This is a genomic window from Vibrio phycocola (genome assembly GCF_053850235.1).
Genome location: NZ_JBSQDJ010000011.1, coordinates 1 through 22005 on the forward strand (window position 1 = coordinate 1; position 22005 = coordinate 22005).

General features: G+C 41.3%; 20 protein-coding genes and 1 riboswitch. Of the genes, 12 read left to right on the top strand and 8 right to left on the bottom strand.

What is annotated here, in order from left to right:
* The first annotated feature begins 437 nt into the window (after positions 1 to 437).
* The 7 genes from crcB (at position 438) to thiH (ending at position 7151) form a co-directional block, all read left to right on the top strand.
* Positions 438 to 821, top strand: a complete 384-nt coding sequence (crcB, locus tag ACWU4D_RS14590) for a fluoride efflux transporter CrcB (RefSeq protein ID WP_456052178.1) — start codon at positions 438 to 440, stop codon at positions 819 to 821.
* 47 nt (positions 822 to 868) lie between these two features.
* Positions 869 to 967: riboswitch (TPP riboswitch) on the top strand.
* 125 nt (positions 968 to 1092) lie between these two features.
* Positions 1093 to 2997: a phosphomethylpyrimidine synthase ThiC gene (gene thiC / locus ACWU4D_RS14595; protein WP_456052179.1), complete on the top strand. Its 1905-nt coding sequence runs from the start codon at positions 1093 to 1095 to the stop codon at positions 2995 to 2997.
* An 8-nt stretch (positions 2998 to 3005) separates the two neighbouring features.
* A complete protein-coding gene (gene thiE, locus ACWU4D_RS14600) occupies positions 3006 to 4295 on the top strand; it encodes a thiamine phosphate synthase (protein ID WP_456052180.1) in 1290 nt (429 codons plus the stop codon).
* On the top strand, positions 4285 to 5070 hold the full coding sequence (locus ACWU4D_RS14605; RefSeq protein ID WP_456052181.1) for a HesA/MoeB/ThiF family protein: 786 nt from the start codon (positions 4285 to 4287) through the stop codon (positions 5068 to 5070). The genes thiE and ACWU4D_RS14605 overlap by 11 nt, the downstream gene beginning before the upstream one ends.
* Positions 5067 to 5270, top strand: a complete 204-nt coding sequence (thiS, locus tag ACWU4D_RS14610; RefSeq protein WP_456052182.1) for a sulfur carrier protein ThiS — start codon at positions 5067 to 5069, stop codon at positions 5268 to 5270. The genes ACWU4D_RS14605 and thiS overlap by 4 nt, the downstream gene beginning before the upstream one ends.
* A gap of 2 nt (positions 5271 to 5272) precedes the next feature.
* On the top strand, positions 5273 to 6037 hold the full coding sequence (locus ACWU4D_RS14615; RefSeq protein ID WP_456052351.1) for a thiazole synthase: 765 nt from the start codon (positions 5273 to 5275) through the stop codon (positions 6035 to 6037).
* A gap of 1 nt (position 6038) precedes the next feature.
* Positions 6039 to 7151: a 2-iminoacetate synthase ThiH gene (gene thiH, locus ACWU4D_RS14620; protein ID WP_456052183.1), complete on the top strand. Its 1113-nt coding sequence runs from the start codon at positions 6039 to 6041 to the stop codon at positions 7149 to 7151.
* A gap of 77 nt (positions 7152 to 7228) precedes the next feature.
* Here thiH and ACWU4D_RS14625 read toward each other — a convergent pair whose 3' ends face one another.
* On the bottom strand, positions 7229 to 9022 hold the full coding sequence (locus ACWU4D_RS14625; RefSeq protein ID WP_456052184.1) for an aminopeptidase P family protein: 1794 nt from the start codon (positions 9020 to 9022) through the stop codon (positions 7229 to 7231).
* Between the two features lie 276 nt (positions 9023 to 9298).
* Here ACWU4D_RS14625 and tsrA point away from each other — a divergent pair, with 276 nt between their 5' ends.
* Entirely contained in the window at positions 9299 to 9580 is a 282-nt protein-coding gene (tsrA, locus tag ACWU4D_RS14630) for an H-NS-like global regulator TsrA (RefSeq protein ID WP_456052185.1), read from the top strand.
* 47 nt (positions 9581 to 9627) lie between these two features.
* Here tsrA and asnC read toward each other — a convergent pair whose 3' ends face one another.
* Positions 9628 to 10095: a transcriptional regulator AsnC gene (gene asnC, locus ACWU4D_RS14635; RefSeq protein ID WP_456052186.1), complete on the bottom strand. Its 468-nt coding sequence runs from the start codon at positions 10093 to 10095 to the stop codon at positions 9628 to 9630.
* 176 nt (positions 10096 to 10271) lie between these two features.
* Between asnC and ACWU4D_RS14640 the strand changes: the two genes are divergently transcribed.
* Positions 10272 to 11051, top strand: a complete 780-nt coding sequence (locus ACWU4D_RS14640) for a class I SAM-dependent methyltransferase (protein WP_456052187.1) — start codon at positions 10272 to 10274, stop codon at positions 11049 to 11051.
* Positions 11052 to 11169: 118 nt separating this feature from the next.
* Here ACWU4D_RS14640 and ACWU4D_RS14645 read toward each other — a convergent pair whose 3' ends face one another.
* Entirely contained in the window at positions 11170 to 12042 is an 873-nt protein-coding gene (locus ACWU4D_RS14645; RefSeq protein ID WP_456052188.1) for a carboxylate/amino acid/amine transporter, read from the bottom strand.
* A gap of 56 nt (positions 12043 to 12098) precedes the next feature.
* A complete protein-coding gene (locus tag ACWU4D_RS14650; protein WP_456052189.1) occupies positions 12099 to 12524 on the bottom strand; it encodes a universal stress protein in 426 nt (141 codons plus the stop codon).
* A gap of 301 nt (positions 12525 to 12825) precedes the next feature.
* On the opposite strand from ACWU4D_RS14650, the gene ftnA reads away from it, so the two are divergent.
* The 3 genes from ftnA to ACWU4D_RS14665 all read left to right on the top strand — a co-directional run bounded on the left by ftnA (position 12826) and on the right by ACWU4D_RS14665 (position 15039).
* Positions 12826 to 13353 (top strand): non-heme ferritin, encoded by a 528-nt coding sequence (gene ftnA / locus ACWU4D_RS14655; protein WP_456052190.1) that lies wholly within the window; start codon positions 12826 to 12828, stop codon positions 13351 to 13353.
* Positions 13354 to 13421: 68 nt separating this feature from the next.
* Positions 13422 to 13745, top strand: a complete 324-nt coding sequence (gene uspB / locus ACWU4D_RS14660) for a universal stress protein UspB (RefSeq protein ID WP_456052191.1) — start codon at positions 13422 to 13424, stop codon at positions 13743 to 13745.
* A gap of 106 nt (positions 13746 to 13851) precedes the next feature.
* Positions 13852 to 15039, top strand: a complete 1188-nt coding sequence (locus ACWU4D_RS14665) for an NAD(P)/FAD-dependent oxidoreductase (protein WP_456052192.1) — start codon at positions 13852 to 13854, stop codon at positions 15037 to 15039.
* Positions 15040 to 15138: 99 nt separating this feature from the next.
* Here ACWU4D_RS14665 and ACWU4D_RS14670 read toward each other — a convergent pair whose 3' ends face one another.
* The 4 genes from ACWU4D_RS14670 to ACWU4D_RS14685 form a co-directional block, all read right to left on the bottom strand.
* Complete coding sequence (locus ACWU4D_RS14670) at positions 15139 to 18297, bottom strand: efflux RND transporter permease subunit (protein ID WP_456052193.1); 3159 nt, start codon at positions 18295 to 18297, stop codon at positions 15139 to 15141.
* Positions 18298 to 18299: 2 nt separating this feature from the next.
* Entirely contained in the window at positions 18300 to 19550 is a 1251-nt protein-coding gene (locus tag ACWU4D_RS14675) for an efflux RND transporter periplasmic adaptor subunit (RefSeq protein WP_456052194.1), read from the bottom strand.
* On the bottom strand, positions 19547 to 20914 hold the full coding sequence (locus tag ACWU4D_RS14680) for a TolC family protein (RefSeq protein WP_456052195.1): 1368 nt from the start codon (positions 20912 to 20914) through the stop codon (positions 19547 to 19549). Before ACWU4D_RS14680 ends, ACWU4D_RS14675 begins: the two co-directional genes overlap by 4 nt.
* Before the next feature lie 177 nt (positions 20915 to 21091).
* The gene (locus ACWU4D_RS14685) at positions 21092 to 21976 is read right to left on the bottom strand and encodes a DMT family transporter (RefSeq protein WP_456052196.1); all 885 of its coding nucleotides are present in this window, start codon (positions 21974 to 21976) and stop codon (positions 21092 to 21094) included.
* Positions 21977 to 22005: the final 29 nt, after the last annotated feature.

Here is a 22005-nt window from a genome sequence, read left to right on the forward strand (position 1 = left end):
GTTCAGTTGGTTAGAATACCGGCCTGTCACGCCGGGGGTCGCGAGTTCGAGTCTCGTCCGTTCCGCCATTTACACATAAGCCTTAGCAGAAATGCTAAGGCTTTTTTGTGCTTGTTTGTTAGAGATTGTGCTGTAGCTGTGTTTGTGAAAGTAGAGCGGCAGTTCAGTTGGTTAGCTTATTTGTTTAGAGAAAGCGGCCTGTCATGCCGGGGGATGCTTTTCCATACAAGGTTGGAACTGCGCTACGTATTTTTAAGTTGTTTCCGATAGATTAATAGAAATTGAGAGCTATTGAAAGATCTCTACTTATAAGTGACTCCTGTAACTTTTTAAATCTGAATTTTTTCTAACAGATTATCTCGTTTTAATTTTCGAATTTCTTCTCTGTTTTATGCAAATTCACGGTATTATATTACTAATTAAAGTAAGGGATTTTTATGGGACAGTTTTCTATATTGAGTTTTATCGCTATTGGAGGCGCATTTGGTGCCTGCTCTCGATATCTAATTTCAGAGTTTTGTGTGTCATTATTAGGTAAGGGGTTTCCTTATGGCACATTAACTGTAAATGTCATTGGTTCATTTATGATGGGAATTTTGGCAGCGGCTCTTCAAGGACAATTGATTCCAACTGAGCCATGGCGTCAAATTATTGGTCTAGGTTTTCTTGGAGCATTAACCACTTTCTCTACATTTTCTATGGATAATGTTGTACTGATGCAGCAGGGAGCATTCATTAAAATGGGGGTAAATATTGTACTTAACGTTGTATTGAGTATTTCAGCTGCTTGGTTAGGCTTTCAACTGTTAACTAAAGCATGATTTTAATTAATTCCTCTTGGTTATTACTAACCTAAGTCTTATAATATTTTCACTTGTCGGAGTGCCATATGGCTGAGACCGTTAATTCGGGATCCGTTGAACCTGATCAGGCTAATACCTGCGAAGGGAACAGGAGAAGATATTTTATAGTCAATTTACCAATTTCTTTGGTTAAGACTTTACCTATCCTTTAGTGTCGTTACACGTCACACCTCTTGTAGCATTGATCCGATAAGCATTTGTTCCTATTACACTTGTTAGAGGTAAATGCATGTCGACTCGTAAAGAATCTAGAATTTTAGCTAAAAAGTTTATTGATTCAATTAAATCAACACCTTATCCAAATTCAAAAAAGTATTATATTAAGGGTTCTCGCCCAGATCTTAATGTTCCTATGCGTGAAATATCACTTTCCGATACGTTAATAGGAACAGATAAGAAGAACCCTGTATATCAACCTAATGAACCAATATGTGTATATGATACATCTGGTTATTATTCTGACCCAGACTACACCGTCGATTTATACTCCGGTTTGCCAAGAATCAGAGATACTTGGATTTCCGAACGATCTGATACAACAACGTTAGCCAGTGCTAGTTCAGAATTCGCCAATATTCGCCTATCTGATCATACACTTGATGATCTTCGCTATGGTCAACTACCTGATATAAAGCGTGCGAAGCCGGGTAAATGTGTTACTCAACTCCATTATGCTCGACAAGGTATTATTACTCCAGAGATGGAATTTATTGCACTTCGTGAAAATAGCCGCCATGAGCAATATGAAGACGAACAATTAACCCGTCAGCACCCAGGACATAGTTTTGGAGCCAACTTGCCTGACGCTATTACCCCTGAGTTTGTTCGTCGTGAGGTCGCTGAAGGGCGAGCAATTATTCCAGCAAATATTAATCACCCTGAATCTGAACCAATGATCATTGGTCGGAACTTCCTCACTAAAGTAAATGCGAATATTGGTAACTCTTCTGTATCTTCTTCAATAGAGGAAGAAGTGGAAAAGTTGGTTTGGTCTACTCGCTGGGGAGCTGACACAGTAATGGACTTGTCTACAGGACGTAATATACATGAGACACGTGAATGGATATTGCGTAACAGCCCTGTGCCTATCGGTACGGTTCCTATGTACCAAGCCCTCGAAAAAGTTAAAGGAATCGCAGAGAACCTTACGTGGGAGGTTATGCGCGATACATTAATCGAACAAGCGGAACAAGGTGTTGACTACTTTACTATTCATGCCGGTGTTTTGCTCCGTTACGTCCCTATGACAGCAAGTCGAGTGACTGGAATTGTTTCTAGAGGCGGGTCTATAGTTGCTAAGTGGTGTTTGGCTCACCATAAGGAAAACTTTTTATATACTCATTTTGAAGAAATCTGCGAAATCTGTGCGGCTTATGATATCTCGTTGTCATTAGGCGATGGTCTGCGCCCTGGATCTATTGCTGACGCTAATGATGAAGCGCAGTTTTCGGAGCTACGCACGTTAGGTGAGTTAACAAAAATAGCATGGAAGCATGATGTGCAAGTCATGATTGAAGGGCCGGGACATGTGCCTATGCATATGATTAAAGCCAATATGGATGAGCAGCTAAAGCATTGTGACGAAGCACCGTTTTATACTCTAGGGCCTCTAACGACCGATATCGCGCCTGGGTATGATCATATTACATCTGGTATAGGTGCAGCCATGATTGGCTGGTATGGATGCGCTATGCTCTGTTACGTGACACCTAAAGAGCACCTTGGTCTACCGAATAAAGAGGACGTAAAAACTGGCTTGATTACTTATAAGCTCGCAGCACACGCTGGAGACTTGGCAAAAGGCCATCCAGGCGCCCAAATTCGAGATAATGCGCTTTCTAAGGCTCGTTTTGAGTTTCGTTGGGAAGACCAATTTAACTTATCTTTAGACCCGATAACTGCTCGTGCCTATCACGATGAAACGTTACCTCAGGAATCAGGTAAAGTTGCCCACTTTTGCTCGATGTGTGGTCCTAAATTTTGCTCTATGAAAATATCTCAAGAAGTTAGGGAATATGCGAAGAATCAAGAACTCTCGATAGAGGTTAAGGAAGTTCAGGCAGAAATGGATCGAAAGTCCCAAGAGTTTTTGGAAAAAGGGTCAGAGCTTTATCATCCAGCTAGCGTCGATTAGGAGTTGATATGGTAACTATTAAACTACCTAATTATTTAACGGGCCTTATGGGCCCGATTGAGCGAGCGTTCGAGGCCGCGTACCAATCAGGGTTAGGAAGAATTGAATTTAATTTTCTGGAAACAGAATCTCATCATATTTCTGCTTGCGTGGGCGGTAAGCGATATATCGTCGAGATAAACTCTTCAGTTTTTCCTTTGGCAAGCACTCTGGATTCATCTGCAAATTCGGAGTACGAGCTAGTTAGTTTCAATTATTTAGATAGCTCGATTCAAGTTAATCATCCTCAACCTTTGGTCAATGACATTGGTTCATTGGTCGAAATAACTTGTTCGGGAAAGCCTGGTGAGGTTGCAGAGCGTTGGCACATCAGTGGAGAGGATCCATGTGAACTAAGCTCGGCTAGTTGGTTTGATTATAGTTCAGAGGAAACACAAGCTGGCCATTTAGGTTGGTTTGTGGCATCCCTCTGTTTAAACTTTTCAGTTCATGATTCTCTTCTCCTTGCTCATCTTGGCCGCAACGTTTCACGTGAAACGTGGGTTCATTCTCAGTTCGATTTCCTTACTTTGAACACAGCGAAAATCAATATCACTATTAATCAAAATATTACGCCGAGCGATGGTTTTCCAGCCGTTGATTTGCCGAAATTCAATTTATATCCAGTAGTATCTAATGAAAAGTTGATTCATGATCTTATTGAAAAAGGGGTGACGACAGTTCAATTCAGAGACAAATCGCCATCCTCCGATTATGAACTTCAGTTAGAACGAACGACGGAGCTAAGTAGGGCAAAGGGCATACAGTTCTTTGTTAACGACTATTGGCACCTTGCGATTCGGCATAATTCATATGGTGTTCATCTCGGTCAGGAAGATATTAGTACGGCTGATTTAACTGCTATCAAAGCAAACGGAATGCGTCTAGGTGTCTCGACGCACAGCTATTATGAAATCGTGCGTGCTCTAAGTATCTTGCCAAGTTATATCGCGTTAGGGCACATTTTCCCAACAACAACTAAGGAGATGCCTTCAAAACCTCAAGGACTAGAAAGGCTAAAACTGTATAACGAGTTTATTGTTAAGAGTTGTGAAGTGCTAGGAGTCCATATTCCAACATGCGCGATAGGTGGAATAGACATAACCAACGCGCAGGCTGTACTCGATACTGGCGTTGATTCCATTGCCGTCGTTCGTGCAATAACAGAGTCGAACGATTTGGATAAAACTCTACATCACTTTGATGCAATACAAAAAAAGAGCTCTTCATTAGAGAACGGAGTTACTGATGGAGCATAACACCAGAGATTGTGACTTTGTCCAATATCACCGTCAGATATCAGTGCCAGAATTTGGAGAAACAGGTCAGGTATGCCTCGATAGATCCAGTGTTTTAGTTATTGGTTGTGGCGGCCTAGGTACATTAGTGAGTACCTATTTGGTTAGCAGTGGGATCGGTTCGATAGTGATTAGTGATGATGATGTAATTGAGTTGTCCAACTTGCCACGTCAATTGAACTACACGCACCAGGATATTGGAAAACCCAAAGTAGATACGCTAAGGAATTCATTAGTTTCTAAGAGTTCTACCACTCGTGTTCGCGCGATAAATAAGAGAATGGATGCTCTTCAATTATCACTAGAAGTAGAACTTGCGAACGTAGTGATAGATTGCAGCGACAACTTTGAATCTCGCTTTTTACTAAATCAAGTCTGTCATAAAACTAGAACACCGCTAATCAGTGGATCAGCATCCGGTTGGGTGGGCCAATTAGCAACGTACTATAACCGGCCAAATTCCTCATGTTACCAATGCTTAATTGACCCTAGTTCGGTCGATTCTTTAAATACCAACTGTGCAACGGTTGGAATTATATCTCCTGTTACTGGCGTAGTTGCGTCACTTCAGGCAGTCGAAGCGCTGAAGTTACTCGCGATCGCAGAAGCAGAACTTCAGGTTAATAGTACACATTTAACAATATATGATGGCTTACAACGAAAATTTAGCGAGTTTGAAATACAACGAGATCCGTGCTGCGAGATATGCGGGTCAACCTGTGGAGAATCAAAATGATAAACATAATATTCAATGGTGACCAAGTCGCTGTGGATGATATGACCACGTTATCCTCACTACTCTCAAATATGAACATTCCGACTGTAGGGTGTGCAGTGTCTATTAACAGTATCATTGTCCCGAAAGGAAGTTGGGATATTGCCTGTGTTGAGTGTAATGACGAGATCTCTGTATTCAATATTGTCGCGGGAGGGTGATGATGTTAAAAATCGCAAATAAAAGCTTTGGTTCCCGTCTTTTTACCGGAACTGGAAAGTTTTCAAGCTCAAGTCAAATGATTGACGCTATCCTAGCAAGTGGCTCGGAGCTAGCGACAATGGCACTACGCCGAGTCGACGTCAATAAACCATTCGATGACATTCTTACTCCGTTAATCGAGAATAATATATCACTTCTGCCCAATACTTCAGGTGCAAAAAACGCCAAAGATGCTGTATATGCGGCACAACTTAGCAGAGAAGCCCTGGATACAAATTGGGTAAAACTGGAGATTCATCCAGATCCAAAATATCTCATGCCGGACCCAATCGAAACCCTAAAAGCGGCTGAGGTGTTAGTAAATGACGGGTTCATTGTCTTACCTTACTGTCATGCTGACCCAGTGCTTTGCAAGCATTTGGAAGAAGTGGGGTGCCACGCCGTTATGCCATTAGGATCGCCAATAGGCAGTAATCTAGGACTAGCTAGCCGTGATTTTTTAGCGATAATCATCGAACAAGCAACCGTTCCTGTTGTGGTAGACGCGGGTATAGGAGCACCTTCTCATGCTGCTGAAGCGATGGAAATGGGAGCCGACGCTGTGCTTGTAAATACCGCTATCGCTTCTGCAGGGGACCCTAAGCAAATGGCAATAGCATTTGATTTGGCAATAAAAGCAGGGCGCAAGGCTCACTTGGCTAAATTAGGTGCCGTCAGTAATACCGCGATTGCGAGTAGCCCATTAACCCAGTTTTTGGAGAATTAGTATGAGTTTCTCGGAATATATTAAAAAACTTGATTGGGATGATATTAGGCTATGTATTTACTCGAAAACAGAAAGTGACGTTACTCGTGCACTAGGTAAAAAGTCTCTAACACTTGATGACTTTTGTGCGTTACTTTCACCTGCTGCTGAACCGTACCTTGAGCAAATTGCCCAGAAAGCGCAATCGTTAACTCGTAACCGTTTTGGTAATACAGTCAATATGTACGTGCCCTTGTATCTATCAAACCTTTGTTCAAATGTATGCACGTATTGTGGATTTTCAATGGAAAATCGGATTAAGCGTAAAACATTAGATCTCAATGAAATAGGGAATGAGTTAGTCGCACTAAATAATATGGGGTTTGACAGTTTGCTTCTCGTAACTGGGGAGCATGAGTCAAAGGTTGGATTAGAATACTTTAAGGATGTTGTGCCACTTGCGAAGAGGCAGTTCAATTATTTGGCTATGGAGGTTCAGCCGCTTGAACAAGAAGAGTATCAACAGTTGATTGGTGTTGGTCTAGATGCGGTAATGGTTTACCAAGAGACCTATAATCGAATTACGTATGCAGAGCATCATAAGCGTGGAAATAAATCTAACTTCGACTTTCGGCTAGATACGCCTGATCGTTTAGGGCGCGCAGGGATCGATAAAATTGGTTTGGGAGCGTTAATTGGTTTGGATGATTGGCGTGTCGATCTGATGTATCTCGCTCATCACCTTAGCTATCTCGAGAAGATGTATTGGAAGAGCCGATATTCTATATCATTTCCTCGGCTAAGACCGTGTACTGGTGGAGTAGCAACTAAATCTGTCATGAGTGACCGCCAATTGGTCCAAGCAATCTGTGCTTTTCGAATGCTAAGCAATGAGGTTGAATTATCTCTTTCGACAAGAGAGTCGCCTGATATGCGAGATAATACAATTCCTATCGCTATTACCAGTATTTCTGCTGCTTCTAAGACCCAACCCGGAGGGTATTCAAATGATGATCAGGAGTTGGAACAATTTAGCACTGGTGATGATAGAAGTGCTGATGATGTCGCGTCTGCACTAATTGCAAAAGGTTTACAGCCAGTATGGAAAGATTGGGAACCAGTATTTTCTGGATAGTCTATGTTTCATGTGAAACATAGACTACGATATGATCAACTCTTCGTAACTAATTGATAAATAGTGAATTATATTAATTATTGTTGATGGTCAAGCGGAGCCGTAGCAGATTTTAACCAAGCAAGTGTGTCTCCTTCAACTAAAGGGGACACATCGTTCCAAACTTTTTCATGGTACTGATTCAACCAATGAATTTCATGATCCAGTAGTAGGCTTGATTCAATAACGCGTTTATCGATAGGGCACCGTGTCAATGACTCAAACCCTAATACACTCATATCACCATCAGTTTCAAATTGAACAACCAGTTCCAAGTTTTCTATTCTGATACCAAAACAGTTCTCTCGGTAGTATCCAGGTTCGTTTGACACGACCATTCCAGGTAACATCGCTATGGTATTCGGCGCTTTACTGATGCGTTGTGGACCTTCATGAACACTTAAAAAGTGCCCAACTCCGTGGCCAGTTCCGTGGTCGTAATCATAACCATAAGACCATAAATGTTGTCTAGCCAAAATATCGAGTTGATGGCCAGTAGTGCCTTTAGGAAAACGAGCAGAAGCAAGTGCGATATGCCCTTTTAACACAAGCGTAAACTGTTGTTTCATTTCAGCTGAAGGCGTGCCAATCGCAATAGTACGCGTAATATCCGTTGTACCATCAAGGTATTGGCCTCCAGAATCAACGAGATAGAGTGAGTTTTCACTTAATGTACCAGGTTGAACCTGATCGACATGATTATAATGGCACATCGCTGCGTTGCTACCCACTGCTGAAATAGTATCAAAGCTCAGATCAACGAGAGTGTCGTCTTCACGACGAAACAGTTCTAATTGGTCAGAAAGTTGAGCCTCGTTTAACCAATTTTTAGTCGAAACTTGTTGATCTAACCACGTCAAAAATTTGACCATGGCTGCTCCATCTCTAACGTGACAAGACTTCATACCTTTGACTTCAATACTATTTTTCTCAGCCTTGATCATTAAACATGGATCGTCCTGATTAACGATATGTGCATCAGTATTTTGCAAGGTTAATGTTATCCACGAATTGGTATTCACAGGATCAACTAACACCCGTTTGTTTGACAACCTATTGAGATAGTCCTGAAGTAATATAGGATCCACTACGTTTACGTCGGGACCAACATGCAAATCAAAACCTTCGACAATGCGATCCTGCGATATAAAAAAGTCGACGCTTGAATCGTTGTGAATGATCGCATGTGAAAGTAAAACTGGTAGTCGGGATACATCAAGACCACGAATATTTAGTAGCCAACAGATGGAATCAAGTTGAGTTAAAATCGCGCAATCGAGGTTCGAAGATTTTAGTTTACTGGCAATGATCGTTCGCTTGTCTTGACTCGATTGGCCAGTTAAGTCTAGTGGCATCAAGCGTACCGGGGATAAGATGGCTTGGGGACGGTCGAGCCAAAGTTCGTCGATGGGGTTCCGATCTACTGGAATAAGAGTTAAAGCGCCATTCAAAGAGGTTTGAGCATTCTCAAGCCAACGAGCACGATGCATACGAGGATCAAACCCAACTTTACTAGAGTTCGGTAGAGTAGAGCATACCCAAGTCAAAAAGGGATCTTCGATGAGGTGATGGAATTCAAATAGCGATTCAGGTACTTGTTTCGTAACTTGGACGGTATAACGACCATCAACAAAGATTGCCGCTCTTTTTTGCGTTATAACCGCAACTCCAGCTGAGCCGGTAAAGCCGGTTGCCCAATAAAGGCGTTCATTGTGTGCTGGAATATACTCACCTAAGTATTCATCTTCGTGTGGGACAATAAAAGCGTCGAGATCATTTTCAACTAACCACTGGCGAATTGATGATATCCTTTCAAAGGTAAGCTCGTGCATAGTCATTGTTCCTCATAGATTAAAAAGTAAGCGGTAAATGTGATAATCAGCAAAATATAAGCTACGCTTTTTTAAGGACGCTATCAAATCAAAAACAAAGCTTAAAAATGAAAAAAAGAATATAAAAAGACTTTGTTGAAAAAGCGGACTAATATTATTACGAGAGATTCACTTACGGTGTTAGACTATTTTTATTATCGCAATATACCAAGTATATTGCGCATCGTTAATGCACCTCTCAAATATTCTAACCACCCATATTTGGAATGATAAAGCATGTCAATGACAACCTATGAAATGGCTCGTTTGCTAGAGCAAATGGAAGAATCTCCAGAGAAGGTTATGTTCGGAAAAGTACTGATTGAGCTTGGTAATCAGAGTAGTGAGCGAGTTCGTAGTGCTGCAAAACAAGTACCAGTTCCGGTTCTACGTGATCTTGTTTATCAGTTTAATCAAGTTATTGACTCTAGAAAAAATGAGCAAATCGACACATTGGCTAAAGAGATCGCTGACAAAGGAATCTCGGCAGAAGAATTGCTAAATTATCTCAATAAATAATGGCTACAACAGTCTCATAGAATAGTATGACACAATCTAATAGTTCATTATGGGTTTACATTTCTATTGATAGGGTTTTGTAAGCTAATTAATGTTTCGGTAGACTGAACTTCATTAATTGTCTGAAGTTTATCAATTAAAACATATTGCAGTTCTTCAATTGAGCGGCACATCAACTTGGCAAAAATATTATAAGCCCCCGTGGTATAGTAAGCTTCTACCACTTCATCTAAAGCATTTAACTTTTCTAAAGCCGAATGATAATCTCGAGCAGCATTTAGGTTAATTCCAATGAAGCAACATACGTCGTATCCAAGCTTTTTAGTGTTTACGACCACTTCCGTTTTTTGAATAATGTCGGCAGATTTCATTTTCTCGATGCGAACATGGATTGTCGCTGGACTAACGTTGAATTTCTTTGCCATTTCTGCATAAGGTGTACGGGCATCGTCCATCAATATCTTCAAAATAGCACGATCGAGATCGTCAAGTTTCGCTGTCGTATTGGAATGCATCATTATTCCTTGATGTTCGAGTTAAATGACAGTATGTAATGACTAGTGTAACAAAGCGAATAAAATTGTTAAGTATAAAGCGTGAGAACAGGCGTCAAATACCCTATGGTATAGGCTTGTTTCGATATATAGAGCAATGCTCTACCTGTACCACTAGAATGAGTTAGGAAGAAATTGTGCACATTCAATTAGTCTGTGAACGTTTAGGTGGAGAGGCTTACCTCCAGCAGCTCTCCGAGAAATGGGGCTTAGAGCATCATAACGATAGCTTATTTGCTTTAGTTTTAACGGAAACCCAATTGGAATTGCGCAAACTTGATGAGCGTAAGCTTGGCGCAATATGTGTGGATTTTGTTGGTGGATCCGTTGCGCATAGGCGGAAGTTTGGAGGAGGAAAAGGGCAGGCAATTGCAAAAGCTACAGGTCTAAATAAGGGGGTAACACCTTCGGTTTTAGATGCAACTGCTGGCTTGGGGCGGGACGCGTTTGTGTTGGCATCTATGGGCTGTAAGGTTGATATGATTGAACGTCACCCGGTAGTAGCTGCCATTCTTGATGATGGTTTGTCGCGTGCTAAGCATGATGGAGAGATCGGGGAATGGGTCAGTGAAAGAATAACGATGATTCACCGCTCTAGTCATGATGCGCTTATATCACTGCTTGATGATTCCACTTATTCTCGTCCAGATGTTGTTTATTTGGACCCTATGTACCCACATCCAGAAAATAGAAAAAAACAGGCATTAGTTAAGAAAGAGATGCGCGTATTTCAATCCTTGGTCGGGGAGGATAGCGATGCAGACAAGCTATTGAACCCAGCGTTAACTCTTGCAACAAAAAGAGTTGTGGTTAAACGCCCAAGTTATGCTCCTTGGTTAGATGATCTACGACCTTCTATGACCATTGAAACGAAGAAAAATCGATTTGACGTTTACGTCAATGCAGCTATGACTTAGTCTAAATTGTATCGAGAATAGATGGGCAACCAAAAGTACTATCAGATCGGGATTAACGACGCGGATAGTACTTTTAGTTTAAACCACTATTATAAAGAGTGTTGTTGGTAGTAAGTGCTTACTTGGGGTTGTGTTCAACTCGAGATTTAACCCAAGTTTGATTAAACCAAAGCGAAAATACAATGATTGCTCCGCCAATCGATAAACTGACAAGATCTACGTCTCGATTCCAAATGACGATGTTAACGATTAGCCCTGCCGGAACTAAAACGTTATTCATGATAGCAAGAGCCCCAGAGTTGACCATACAAGCTCCTTTATTCCATACGAAATATCCTAGACCAGAAGCGATCACACCAAGGTATGTCAATATTCCCCACTGAACGTAGGTCGTTGGGAGTTTTTCCAAGCTGCCAAATAATATGAATGCGATCGTGGCAACAACCAGTGCTCCAAGGTAGAAAAAACCGAACACACTGTGCTGTGGTAGATGAGTATTGTCTTGCTCCATAACTCGTTTATAGGCCACCTGACCAATTGCGAAACATAAGTTAGCCGCCTGAACGACGAGAAATCCTACGATGAAGTCTTGGTTAATATCCGTTCTCTTTATGAACATGGCACCCATAACCGCAATTACGGCAGTGAGTAAGTACCATGGAGAAAACCTTTTTCTCAAGGCATCGTAAATCAATGTTACGTAAATTGGTGTGAAAACAGTAAAGAGCAAAACTTCTGGGACGGAAAGTAGTAAGAAGGATTTGTAATAGAAGCAGTACATTAATCCCAACTGAACTCCACCAATAGCCATTAGTTTTATAGCTAATGATTTTGGCACTTGTTTGAATTTAATGAAGGGAAAGAAGATTAGACTGGCTAATGCGACGCGCATAAGCACCGAAAACCAAGAATCAACCTGACCGGCGAGGTAAACACCGATCAGACTAAATGAGAATGCCCATAAGAGGGTAACAGCAGAAAGATAAGCCATGAAATTACAGTAGTTAGTGAATCATGGCGGCAGTCTATCTAAGTTTTGGAAATTCGTCAGTCTTTTAATGGGACGATTAACATATCTACTGGAGAACAGTTTATTAAGAGCTTAGTCGAGGAGAGAAGTTTGCTCCAAAAATCTTGGTGATGTCCACATACGATCAAGTCGACATTGTGAGCCTCTATACACTCACATATTTCATTACTTAAATCGCCACTCCCAACATAAGTGCTTTCAATTGGGTAATCGGCTTCTTTTGCGAGTGCTGCGAGAGCCTGTTTGGACGCTTCAGCCGATTGGTGTTGAGTTTCTATTAAATTGATATCGATAAGTCCAGAATATAGATCGCTGTAATGAACATCAATATGAATAAATGAAACTTTCGAGTCTAAGGCTTTGGCAAGAAATGTCGCTTTTTTAACCAAAGTACTGCTTTCATCAGAAAGATCTACCGCGACTAAAATATGTTCATAGTTCATTGTATCGACTCCTATTTGAGAACTCTTTTTTACTCTAGCATTATGAAACAAGAATAATTGTTGTGAGGATCAAACTTTACCTTAAGACTCGAGATCATTTCGTGACTTCAAGAGGGTGACTTGCATTAATTTAGTATCAAAATTCTAATTATTTGATATAGAAATATTTATGTCATTGCGGTTCGTTTCATACAGCGCTCAACTTAACAATTCGATAACATCATGCTAACGCTTTAGTGGTGGAAATGATAAGATCAGTGTTATATTGTTTAACCATAAAATGCGATAACTAGGAGCTAAAATGCTATCAGCAACGATGGTTGATCAATTAAATGATCAAATAAATCTCGAATTCTTCTCATCCAATCTATACTTACAAATGAGTGCTTGGTGTGAAGATAAAGGCTTCGAAGGCGCAGCAGCCTTTATGCGTATACATGCAGCCGAAGAAATGGAACATATGCAGCGTTTATTTACTTACGTAAGTGAAACTGGATCGTTGCCAATTCTAGGAAGTATTGAAGCGCCAAAGTATGAATTTGAAAGCTTGGGAGATGTATTTCGCGAGACTTATGAACATGAGCAAATGATTACAGAAAAAATTAATCAATTGGCTCATGCGGCGTTTACAACACAAGATTACTCCACCTTTAATTTTCTTCAATGGTACGTTGCAGAACAACATGAGGAAGAGAAGTTGTTTAAAGGTATTTTAGATAAAATTGAGCTTGTTGGCGAAGACGGCAAAGCGCTGTTCTTCATTGATAAAGACTTAGCTGTTATGGCTACTAAAGGTTCATCTTCAGTGATGGATGCTTCAGAAGAATAGACAATCTAAGAGATCAATACATGGTTCGTCTTTTCTCTGAACACCTCATGAAGGTTAAGGGGGAAAATATGATCAGTGTAGACTTGATTTTATTTACTTTGATGTTAGTAACGTTAGTTAATTTTGCACGTTATCTGACGACGCTTCGTTCACTTATTTATATCATGAGGGAAGCTCATCCGCTGCTGTATCAACAAGTTGATGGCCGTGGTTTTTTTTCCACACATGGGAATATGACAAAGCAGGTACGTCTGTTTCATTATTTGAAAAGCAAAGAGTATCTTCATCATCATGATGAGCTGTTTATTGGCAAATGTGAACGAGTTAGACAGTTGTTTGTACTATCTATGTCGCTCTTCGGAGTCACTATGTTTGGCGCATTTATTCTCTGAGTAACTTAGGTTAATTGGCAAACTATAGGTTTGTGAGTACAATGATCGTCAATTCAATAAAGGATGTGCCCCGAGCGCATCCTTTTTTATTTCAAGAGAGTTGACGATGAAAGAGCAAGTAGATGTGGTCGTTATAGGAGCTGGCGCTGCAGGGTTAATGTGCGCAGCACAAGCCGGTAAGCGTGGCCGTGATGTTCTAATGCTTGATCACGGTAAAAAGCCAGGTAGAAAGATTCTGATTTCAGGTGGTGGCCGTTGTAATTTCACCAACTATGATGTGTCATCAAATAACTACCTCAGCTCTAACCCTCATTTCGTTAAATCAGCGCTTTCCCAATATACGAATTGGGACTTTATTGGTTTAGTTTCTGATTACGGGGTTGCCTATGAAGAGCGCGAACATGGTCAATTGTTCTGTTTAGATAGTGCCAAGGACATCGTCAATGTTTTACTGAAAGAATGTGATATTCCGACGGTAGATGCTTGTTATCAAGTTGATGTACAAACCATTAATAAGACTCCAACCGGATTTGATATCACCGTAAATGGCCGTAAAGTCAGCTGCCTGTCACTAGTGGTTGCTACTGGTGGTTTATCCATGCCTAAGCTTGGCGCAACACCATTTGGCTACAAAGTTGCTGAGCAATTTGGGTTGAACGTTAACCCAACAAAAGCAGCACTCGTTCCCTTTACACTGCATGTGAAAGATAAAGAGCAACTTGTGGAACTCTCTGGTATTTCCATCCCAGCAGAAATAACCTCCAAAAGTGGAACTGTTTTTAACGAAGCTTTGTTATTTACCCATCGAGGTATATCTGGGCCAGTCGTGCTCCAAATATCCTCTTATTGGCTTCCTGGAGAGCCTTTATCGATAAACTTGGTTCCTAATGATGACATCGAGCAACTATTAAATCAGAGCTTAGAAGCACACCCAAATCAGTCGTTGAAAAATACTTTATCCAAGGTTTTACCGAAACGTTTACTCGACGTGTTAATCAATCGAAATGAGCTGGTGGATAAACCGTTAAAGCAGTTTAATGCTAAAGAATTTTCCGAGGTTGTTACGCAATTAGAACAATGGATTATTGCTCCTAATGGTACTGAGGGCTATCGTACCGCTGAAGTTACACTAGGTGGGGTTGATACCGATGCAATTTCATCAAAAACCATGGAGTGTAAACACGTCCCTGGACTCTATTTTGTAGGTGAAGTGCTAGACGTTACCGGCTGGCTTGGAGGCTATAATTTCCAGTGGTGTTGGTCTAGTGGTTGGGTTGCGGGGCAGAGAGCGTAGTAAGATACGGCCCTTTTTATCGTTGTAGCCCCTAGAGTGGCTCTCTATTGATTTTTTAGGGTCAAAAGAGAGCCGAGATATTTCTTGAATTTTTGTCGGCTACATCGAGCCTTCTACTGATTTTTTATCTTTGTTAAACCATGAGGATAACTTCTTGACCCATTGTTCACTTTCATGATGCACCAATAATAAAGATGGAACCAATATTAGGGTGATTATAGTTGCAAACAAAATTCCGTATGCCAGAGAGGCTGCGGCTGGTTTCAAGAATTGCGCTTGAACGGAAGTCTCAGCTAACAAAGGCATCAAACCGGCAAAGGTGGTAATCGATGTTAGAAAGACCGCTCTTAAACGGCTAGTACAAGCCTCAACAATCGCCTGTTTTACTTCCATTCCTCTCTCACGCACAAGCTCGTTGTAACGAGATACCAGCAGTAAACTGTCGTTTACTACCACACCGCTCAACGCTAGTACGCCATTTAATGAAAGAATGCTTATGGTTAAACCGCTCGCATAATGCCCCAAAATCGCCCCGACAATACCAAACGGAATTGCAGTCATGATTAGCAATGGTTGGATATAAGAGCGTAATGGTATTGCAATTAGTGCGTAGATGCCGATAAGCGCGAGTACAAACACATTCTTCATCGAGTTTGTTGTCTCCGCTTGTTGCTCTGCTTCCCCTGCGAACTCAATGATTAAACTAGGGTATTTTTCTAATAGATCGGGAACAATCTCGCTTTTGACTCGATTGACCAGTTCGTTTGCCGCAATAACATCCTTATCAACAGCAGAGCTAACATATACCGCTCTCAGGCTATCAATACGAGTGATACTGGTTTGTTGGTATTCTGAGTGCACTTTAACAACAGAGCTAAGAGGAACCACACTGCCATCATCCGTTCTAATTCTAGCTTCCATAATATCTGCTAGCGTTTGACGGCTTTCTTGTGGGTATCGAACCCGAACTCGAACTTCATCTTTATTGCGTTGGAACTTCTGAACTGTTGACCCACCAAATGCGCGCAATATCTGACTTGCAACACCAGATGTATCAAGCCCCATAGCTCGGCCCTGTTCGGTTAATTCGAAGCGATATTGAGGCTCCGCTGGAGTCAAGTTGTCTTCTATACCGCTCACACCTTTTATTTGAGCTAATTTAGCTTTTAGCTCTCTGCCAGCAGCAAGAACTGTATCAGTGTCGTACGCTTTTATCTCAGCTTTAAATGCATCTATCACTCGGCGTCTAGAGATGAAATCTAGCTTATTGATGCCTTCTGGCAAGCCTGATAACTTACGCCACTCTTGTGATAGCTCTCTTGAGCCATACACACTATCACTATTTATTGACACTGTGACTGTACCGCTACTATCGCTTTCAGAAAGCACTTGTAAACTTAATATTTCACTGTCTTCAGAGCCATATTTTTTGACTAAGTTCGCATCGGCTTCTATTACTTTTTGTTCCAAAAGCAACATAGCGGCTTCCGTCTGGCCAAAGCTGGCATCATCGTACATATCAACAGACGCTGAGACAGTATCTCCTTCAATACTTGGGAAAAATGAAACGCCAACTTTACCACTCAAAGGAAGCCCTATCACAATCACCATCATTGACATAAACAGTATCAAAACGGCATAACGAAACTCCAGAGCTAAGCCGATCATACGGGTGTAAATGACATCATCAAACCACTGTAAGCCACTATCTGCACCATGTTGAATCCGATTCCAAAGGTTTTTGCCTTGTTTACGGTGTGTGTTGAGGTGAGCAAGGTGCGAAGGCAGAATTAATTTCGATTCCACTAATGATAAAAGCAAACAAATCGTCACCACTGTCGCAAACTGAGCGTATATTTCACCTAATCGACCTTCGACATTTGAAATAGCGAAAAAAGCCACAACGGTTGTTAGTACACCGAAGATTGTAGGCACGGCAACCTTTAAGGTGCCCCGTACTGTATTTTCGAGTGTATCTCCTTCTTTTCGTCTCGTGGAGTAGATACTTTCTCCGACTACAACTGCATCATCGACAACGATTCCTAACGCCATGATGAAACCAAAGGTGGTCATTTGGTTTATGGTCAAGCCGACAAATGTATCGGTCATAAAGTAAAGAGTGCCGAAAAAGACAAATGGAAGGCCGACGGCCACCCAAAATGCAACGCGTAAATTCAAGAATAAAGCGAGAATGATAAAGACCATCGCAATACCAGAAACGGCATTTTTTACCAGCAGAGAGAGTCGGTCTTTAATCAAGAGGCTGGAGTCATACCATGTTGTTAGTTCCACATTCTTGGGCAGTAAGTTGCGAGAATGCCAATCAGCAACAACTTCATTAGCTTGTTCTGCTATTTTGGTTACATCGCCATATTCATCCATGACGATCTCGATTGCCATACCCGGAAATTGGTTGTAGCGAGAGAGTGCGTAACTGTCTTCCTCGAATGTTTCTTTAACGGATGCGACATCACCAAGGTAAATTTGGGTTCCATCTTCAAGAGTGAGCAGTTGGATAGCTGAGAACTCTTCCATCTGATAGGCTTGTTGAGAGGTCTTTAGACGAACGACCTTCTCTTTGTTACGTAAGCTCGTTGAAACAGAACTCGTTGACTCGGCATTAATCGCGTCAGAAACATCACTTAAGGTGAGCCCATACCCTTGTAGCTTCGCTTCATCAACTTCAACCGAGATCATTGGATCCAATGTCCCTTTGATGTCGAGTTCACGTATTGCTGGCTTACTAAGTAGATCGGCCTTGAGTGTTTCAGCTAACGCTTGAAAGGTGGAACGGTCAGCTTCTCCATAGAACTGAACCCAAATTGCATGTTCTTCTCTTGTGGCTTTTTCTATGGTTGGTTTTTCAGCTTCAGACGGAAAGTTATTGATGGCATCAACATTGCTCTTAATGTCATCATATAGCGTGTCGAGATCGTAATCGCTGGTTTTTTCAATGACGACCATGCTACCACTGGCCGTTGACGTTGAGGTAATACGCTCGATGCCAGCAACACTTTCTAAAGATTCTTCAATTTTTATCGCAAGTCCTTCTTCGGCTTGCTCTGCATCACCACTATCATAGGTAACACCAACGGTGACTCTATCTGGGGCTAAACTGGGGAACGCCTCTTTTCGCAAATCACTTAAAGACATCACGCCGATAATAATCGTGCCCAATAGTAAGAGGTTTGCAGCTACCGAATTGCGGGCAAACCAACCGATAATACCGTCACCAGAACTTGCTTTTCCAACACTCATAGTTAACCTTCCTGCTTAGGTGACACACGCATACCCGGAACATAACTGCTTAAAGGACGTTTAACGACATCCGCAGAAGTTTTGCCTTCAATGGGTAATACATAAACAGAACCAGACTTTTCAAATAATTTGTTAGCAGCAACTTTGGCTAGCGTACCTTCTGAAGTAATAAACCAAATATCACCATCTTGTGAGATAGCTGATGCTGGTAGTTCCCATGTATTATCTAATGTTTTACCTGAAATAAGCGCTTTAACAAACGTACCAGGATACAAGCCAACATCGCTATCTAATGGGGTGTCAACTGTCACAATTAAAGAGCGCTGGCGTGTAGAAGAGTCAATATGTTGCTCGATACGCGAGACGTAACCATTCCATTGCTGATTGCCTTCAGAGCTCAATAATTGAACTGGCCATTTAGGTGTGTTTTTGTTAGATAATGTCGCGTTAGAAATGTCTGGGAGATTGTTCCATTGGCTGGCTGAAAGTGGAATTTCTATCTCAGCTTGGTCAACACTATAGAGTGTTGCCACTGTTGTTCCCGCGGTTACATAGCTACCCGGTTGAATATTCGTATTTACGATCAGAGAATCAAAAGGCGCTCGTATTACTGTTTTGTTGAGATCACTTTGCGCTTTTTTGAGACTGATTTCGGCATTTTCAAGTTCGGCTTTTGCTACGGCTAATTGCGGTTCGCGAAGCACTAGTGCGGAACTCGGTTCACCTTTGAGCCCTGAGCGCTTCCATTCAACTTGAGCTTGATTACCTTGACGTTCTTCTTCCAAGTAGTCTTGTTTTTCTTGAGCTAGATCGGATTTTGCTTGTACTACTGCTTGCTGGTAAGAAATACTCTCGATTCGAGCGAAAATATCGCCTTTCTTCACCACTTTTCCTGACTCAAACTGAGAGGCTGTTGAGGTAATGCGCCCGGAGACTTCTGCACTGAATTCTACACTGTATTTTGCGGAGGCTTCACCATAGCCAGTGATCAGAGCCTCATAGGAATTGGACTCAGCATGAACCACTACCACACTAGGTATCGCAACTTGATTTTGTAGCGATTTTGCCCTGTTGCTCTTTGAGGCGTCATTAGGAGCGGGTAATTCTTGCTGTGAAGCCCCTGCTGGTGGAGCGCCATTACCTGTTCGTCCTCCTTTACCTTCTGGCATATCTTTAACAGTAACGGCAACGGCACCCGCTAGAAATACTACCGATAATAAGGTTACAACAATTGGTAAAGGTTTTATATTCATTGGTTAACTCCTAGGCCTAGCGCAAGGCCCAAATCAATTCGGTTAGTCAGTCTTTCGTACTGAACTTGAGCAAGTTGAGACTTAATATCAAAAGTGTTTTCTTGAATACTAACAAGATCGTAGATGTCTACGAGTCCCTGTTGATATTTATCTTTGTAGCTTTCAAAACTGCGTAATGCACTTTCTAATGCTTCGGTATAATGCTGCTCTTGCAAGCCTAATGATCGTTCTTGACCAATTGCATCATCCACCTCATTTGCTGCTGTTAATAATGTATCTTGATAGTTCCAATATGCTGTCTGTTGGATTAATTCTGCTTGTTTAGCTTCATTTTTCAGTTTTCCACCATCAAATATTGGAGCTGAAAGTTGGCCTAATAAACTCCAAATTGGATTGGTAAATAGTGCATCACTAAAAGAGTATGCGGAATCACTTACGGCCAGATTTAAATTTAAGGAGGGCAGGCGATCTTTATGTGCTGCACTGGTTCTCAGTTTTTCTGCCTCAAGGGTATACATTGCACTTTTTACATCAGGTCGATTTGCAATGGTTTGATCTGGAAGAGAAGCGAGCGGTATCATTACTTCAGAAAATTCAGCAGGAATATTGTATGAGATGTTCTTGTTGACCTGACCTAAGGTTAACGTCAATGCTCTTTGATACTGTGCCAATAACTCATTGTATTCAGTTAAGGTCGAGCGCGTAACGGCGCTGTTGGTTCTTGCTGTATCAAGATCTTCAAGATCCCCTAAACCGGAGCGATATCTTTCTAAGATCAAACTTTCAATATCATCTAACAATTCAAGATAAGTACTCTCTATCTCGATTTTCTGCTTTTGTAAGCTAATTTGTAGCCATGAGCGCATTATATTGGCGGCTAATGCATTTTTTGCATTCTGAAGATCCGCACGACTGGCGGCTATGTCTTTGTTTGCTGCATTGACTTGATCGCCAATCTTATTCCAAAAGTCAATTTCCCAACTAACGGAGAGCTCATTGCTGTAAGAGTCGCTACTTTTATTATCATCGTTAACTGATGATGCCGCGCTTAAATCCGGTAATCTATCACTGGCAGTAATGCCTTTTTCAGCATATGCGACTTTTAGAGCTAAAATCGTTTGCTGTAAACTTGGATTCGATGCCATAGCTTGATCAATCAGTGCATTTAATTCAGGAATACTCATGAGTTGCGTCAGCTCGGTTTGTTCCGTCGCTTCAGTGCTCTGATCGGCCCACTCAGGAATTTCCTTAACTGAGTTTTGCGCTACCGCAACATAATCTTGTTCCGATTGACTCGCACAACCTGAAAGTAGAGCTATCGCTGCTAGGATAAAAGTCGACTGTCGGTAATAATAAGAACCCATTATGTTTTCCTTTGTTGATATTGCTGAGAAAAATTACATCAGGTTGGGTTAAGACTCGGTTAATTTCGTACTAAGGCTGTAGCACGTAATATACATATTTATAAATTTTTGTTGTCACGTAAAGGGTTGGAATTAATCGTTAAGTTTAGTTGTTTTAATTATTACGAGCCTTTAACTTTACGTTTTCTTACGTTTGCGTTGCTGAATAATGAGTCCAGCGATGATAAAGAATAGTCCAATCGGTGTGGCTGGGGGGATTTCTTCTCCAACAATCTTGTTGAGTAAGATCAGGGAGATAAAAGGCGAAATAAAAATGAGGTTACTGATTTTTGCAGTATTGTTCGTTAGTTTTAAGGCACTCAACCATAAAATGAAAGTGATCCCCATTTCGAACAACCCAACATAAGTGACACTAAGCCAGCCAAATTTATCGATATGATTCCAACTTTCTCCTTCCCACCATGCAAGCCCTGCACAAAATGGCAATGCAATTGAAAACCCAAGTAGTACGCTAATCACAGGATCAGCGGTATTTTTGGTATTTAAAATCCAATAACCCGCCCAAAGTAGAGTTGAAAGTAAGGCTAGGCTAACTCCGAGAGGGCTATCAAATTTCAGTGTGAGTAATTGCCCTTGAGTTGCAATAATGATGACGCCAAAGTAGCAAAGAAGAGCGGCTATATAGTCTTGAGGTCGAATACGTTGTCCTAGTACTAGCGCCGCCATAAAGGTTAGCGTTATTGCCCAACTGTAATTAATGGTTTGAGCTTGAGAAGCAGGAAGTAGCGCATAAGCTTTAAATAAAATTAGGTAGTAAGCTAACGGGTTAATTAGGCCGAGAATAAAAAAGTATTTGGGGCTTTTCATTAACGTAGGGATGACTTGACTAAGCTTTCCTTGCGCTTTGCAGATGATGAGCAAAGCCAACGTGGAAACGCCAGATGCAACGGTTAGCATCTGTATTGGCGTGAATTGAGATAGAGTCAGTTTGAAGGCGGTGGCTACTGTAGACCATAATAATACCGCTGCGAGAGCAAAGGTCATCGCTCGCTTTTCATTCATAGTTTACATCGTTTTAATTGAATATACGT

Coding starts and splice junctions, on each gene's coding strand:
- crcB (WP_456052178.1), top strand. CDS start 438: ATGGGACAGTTTTCTATATTGAGTTTTATCGCTATTGGAGGCGCATTT.
- thiC (WP_456052179.1), top strand. CDS start 1,093: ATGTCGACTCGTAAAGAATCTAGAATTTTAGCTAAAAAGTTTATTGAT.
- thiE (WP_456052180.1), top strand. CDS start 3,006: ATGGTAACTATTAAACTACCTAATTATTTAACGGGCCTTATGGGCCCG.
- ACWU4D_RS14605 (WP_456052181.1), top strand. CDS start 4,285: ATGGAGCATAACACCAGAGATTGTGACTTTGTCCAATATCACCGTCAG.
- thiS (WP_456052182.1), top strand. CDS start 5,067: ATGATAAACATAATATTCAATGGTGACCAAGTCGCTGTGGATGATATG.
- ACWU4D_RS14615 (WP_456052351.1), top strand. CDS start 5,273: ATGTTAAAAATCGCAAATAAAAGCTTTGGTTCCCGTCTTTTTACCGGA.
- thiH (WP_456052183.1), top strand. CDS start 6,039: ATGAGTTTCTCGGAATATATTAAAAAACTTGATTGGGATGATATTAGG.
- ACWU4D_RS14625 (WP_456052184.1), bottom strand. CDS start 9,022: ATGCACGAGCTTACCTTTGAAAGGATATCATCAATTCGCCAGTGGTTA.
- tsrA (WP_456052185.1), top strand. CDS start 9,299: ATGTCAATGACAACCTATGAAATGGCTCGTTTGCTAGAGCAAATGGAA.
- asnC (WP_456052186.1), bottom strand. CDS start 10,095: ATGCATTCCAATACGACAGCGAAACTTGACGATCTCGATCGTGCTATT.
- ACWU4D_RS14645 (WP_456052188.1), bottom strand. CDS start 12,042: ATGGCTTATCTTTCTGCTGTTACCCTCTTATGGGCATTCTCATTTAGT.
- ACWU4D_RS14650 (WP_456052189.1), bottom strand. CDS start 12,524: ATGAACTATGAACATATTTTAGTCGCGGTAGATCTTTCTGATGAAAGC.
- ftnA (WP_456052190.1), top strand. CDS start 12,826: ATGCTATCAGCAACGATGGTTGATCAATTAAATGATCAAATAAATCTC.
- uspB (WP_456052191.1), top strand. CDS start 13,422: ATGATCAGTGTAGACTTGATTTTATTTACTTTGATGTTAGTAACGTTA.
- ACWU4D_RS14665 (WP_456052192.1), top strand. CDS start 13,852: ATGAAAGAGCAAGTAGATGTGGTCGTTATAGGAGCTGGCGCTGCAGGG.
- ACWU4D_RS14670 (WP_456052193.1), bottom strand. CDS start 18,297: ATGAGTGTTGGAAAAGCAAGTTCTGGTGACGGTATTATCGGTTGGTTT.
- ACWU4D_RS14675 (WP_456052194.1), bottom strand. CDS start 19,550: ATGAATATAAAACCTTTACCAATTGTTGTAACCTTATTATCGGTAGTA.
- ACWU4D_RS14680 (WP_456052195.1), bottom strand. CDS start 20,914: ATGGGTTCTTATTATTACCGACAGTCGACTTTTATCCTAGCAGCGATA.
- ACWU4D_RS14685 (WP_456052196.1), bottom strand. CDS start 21,976: ATGAATGAAAAGCGAGCGATGACCTTTGCTCTCGCAGCGGTATTATTA.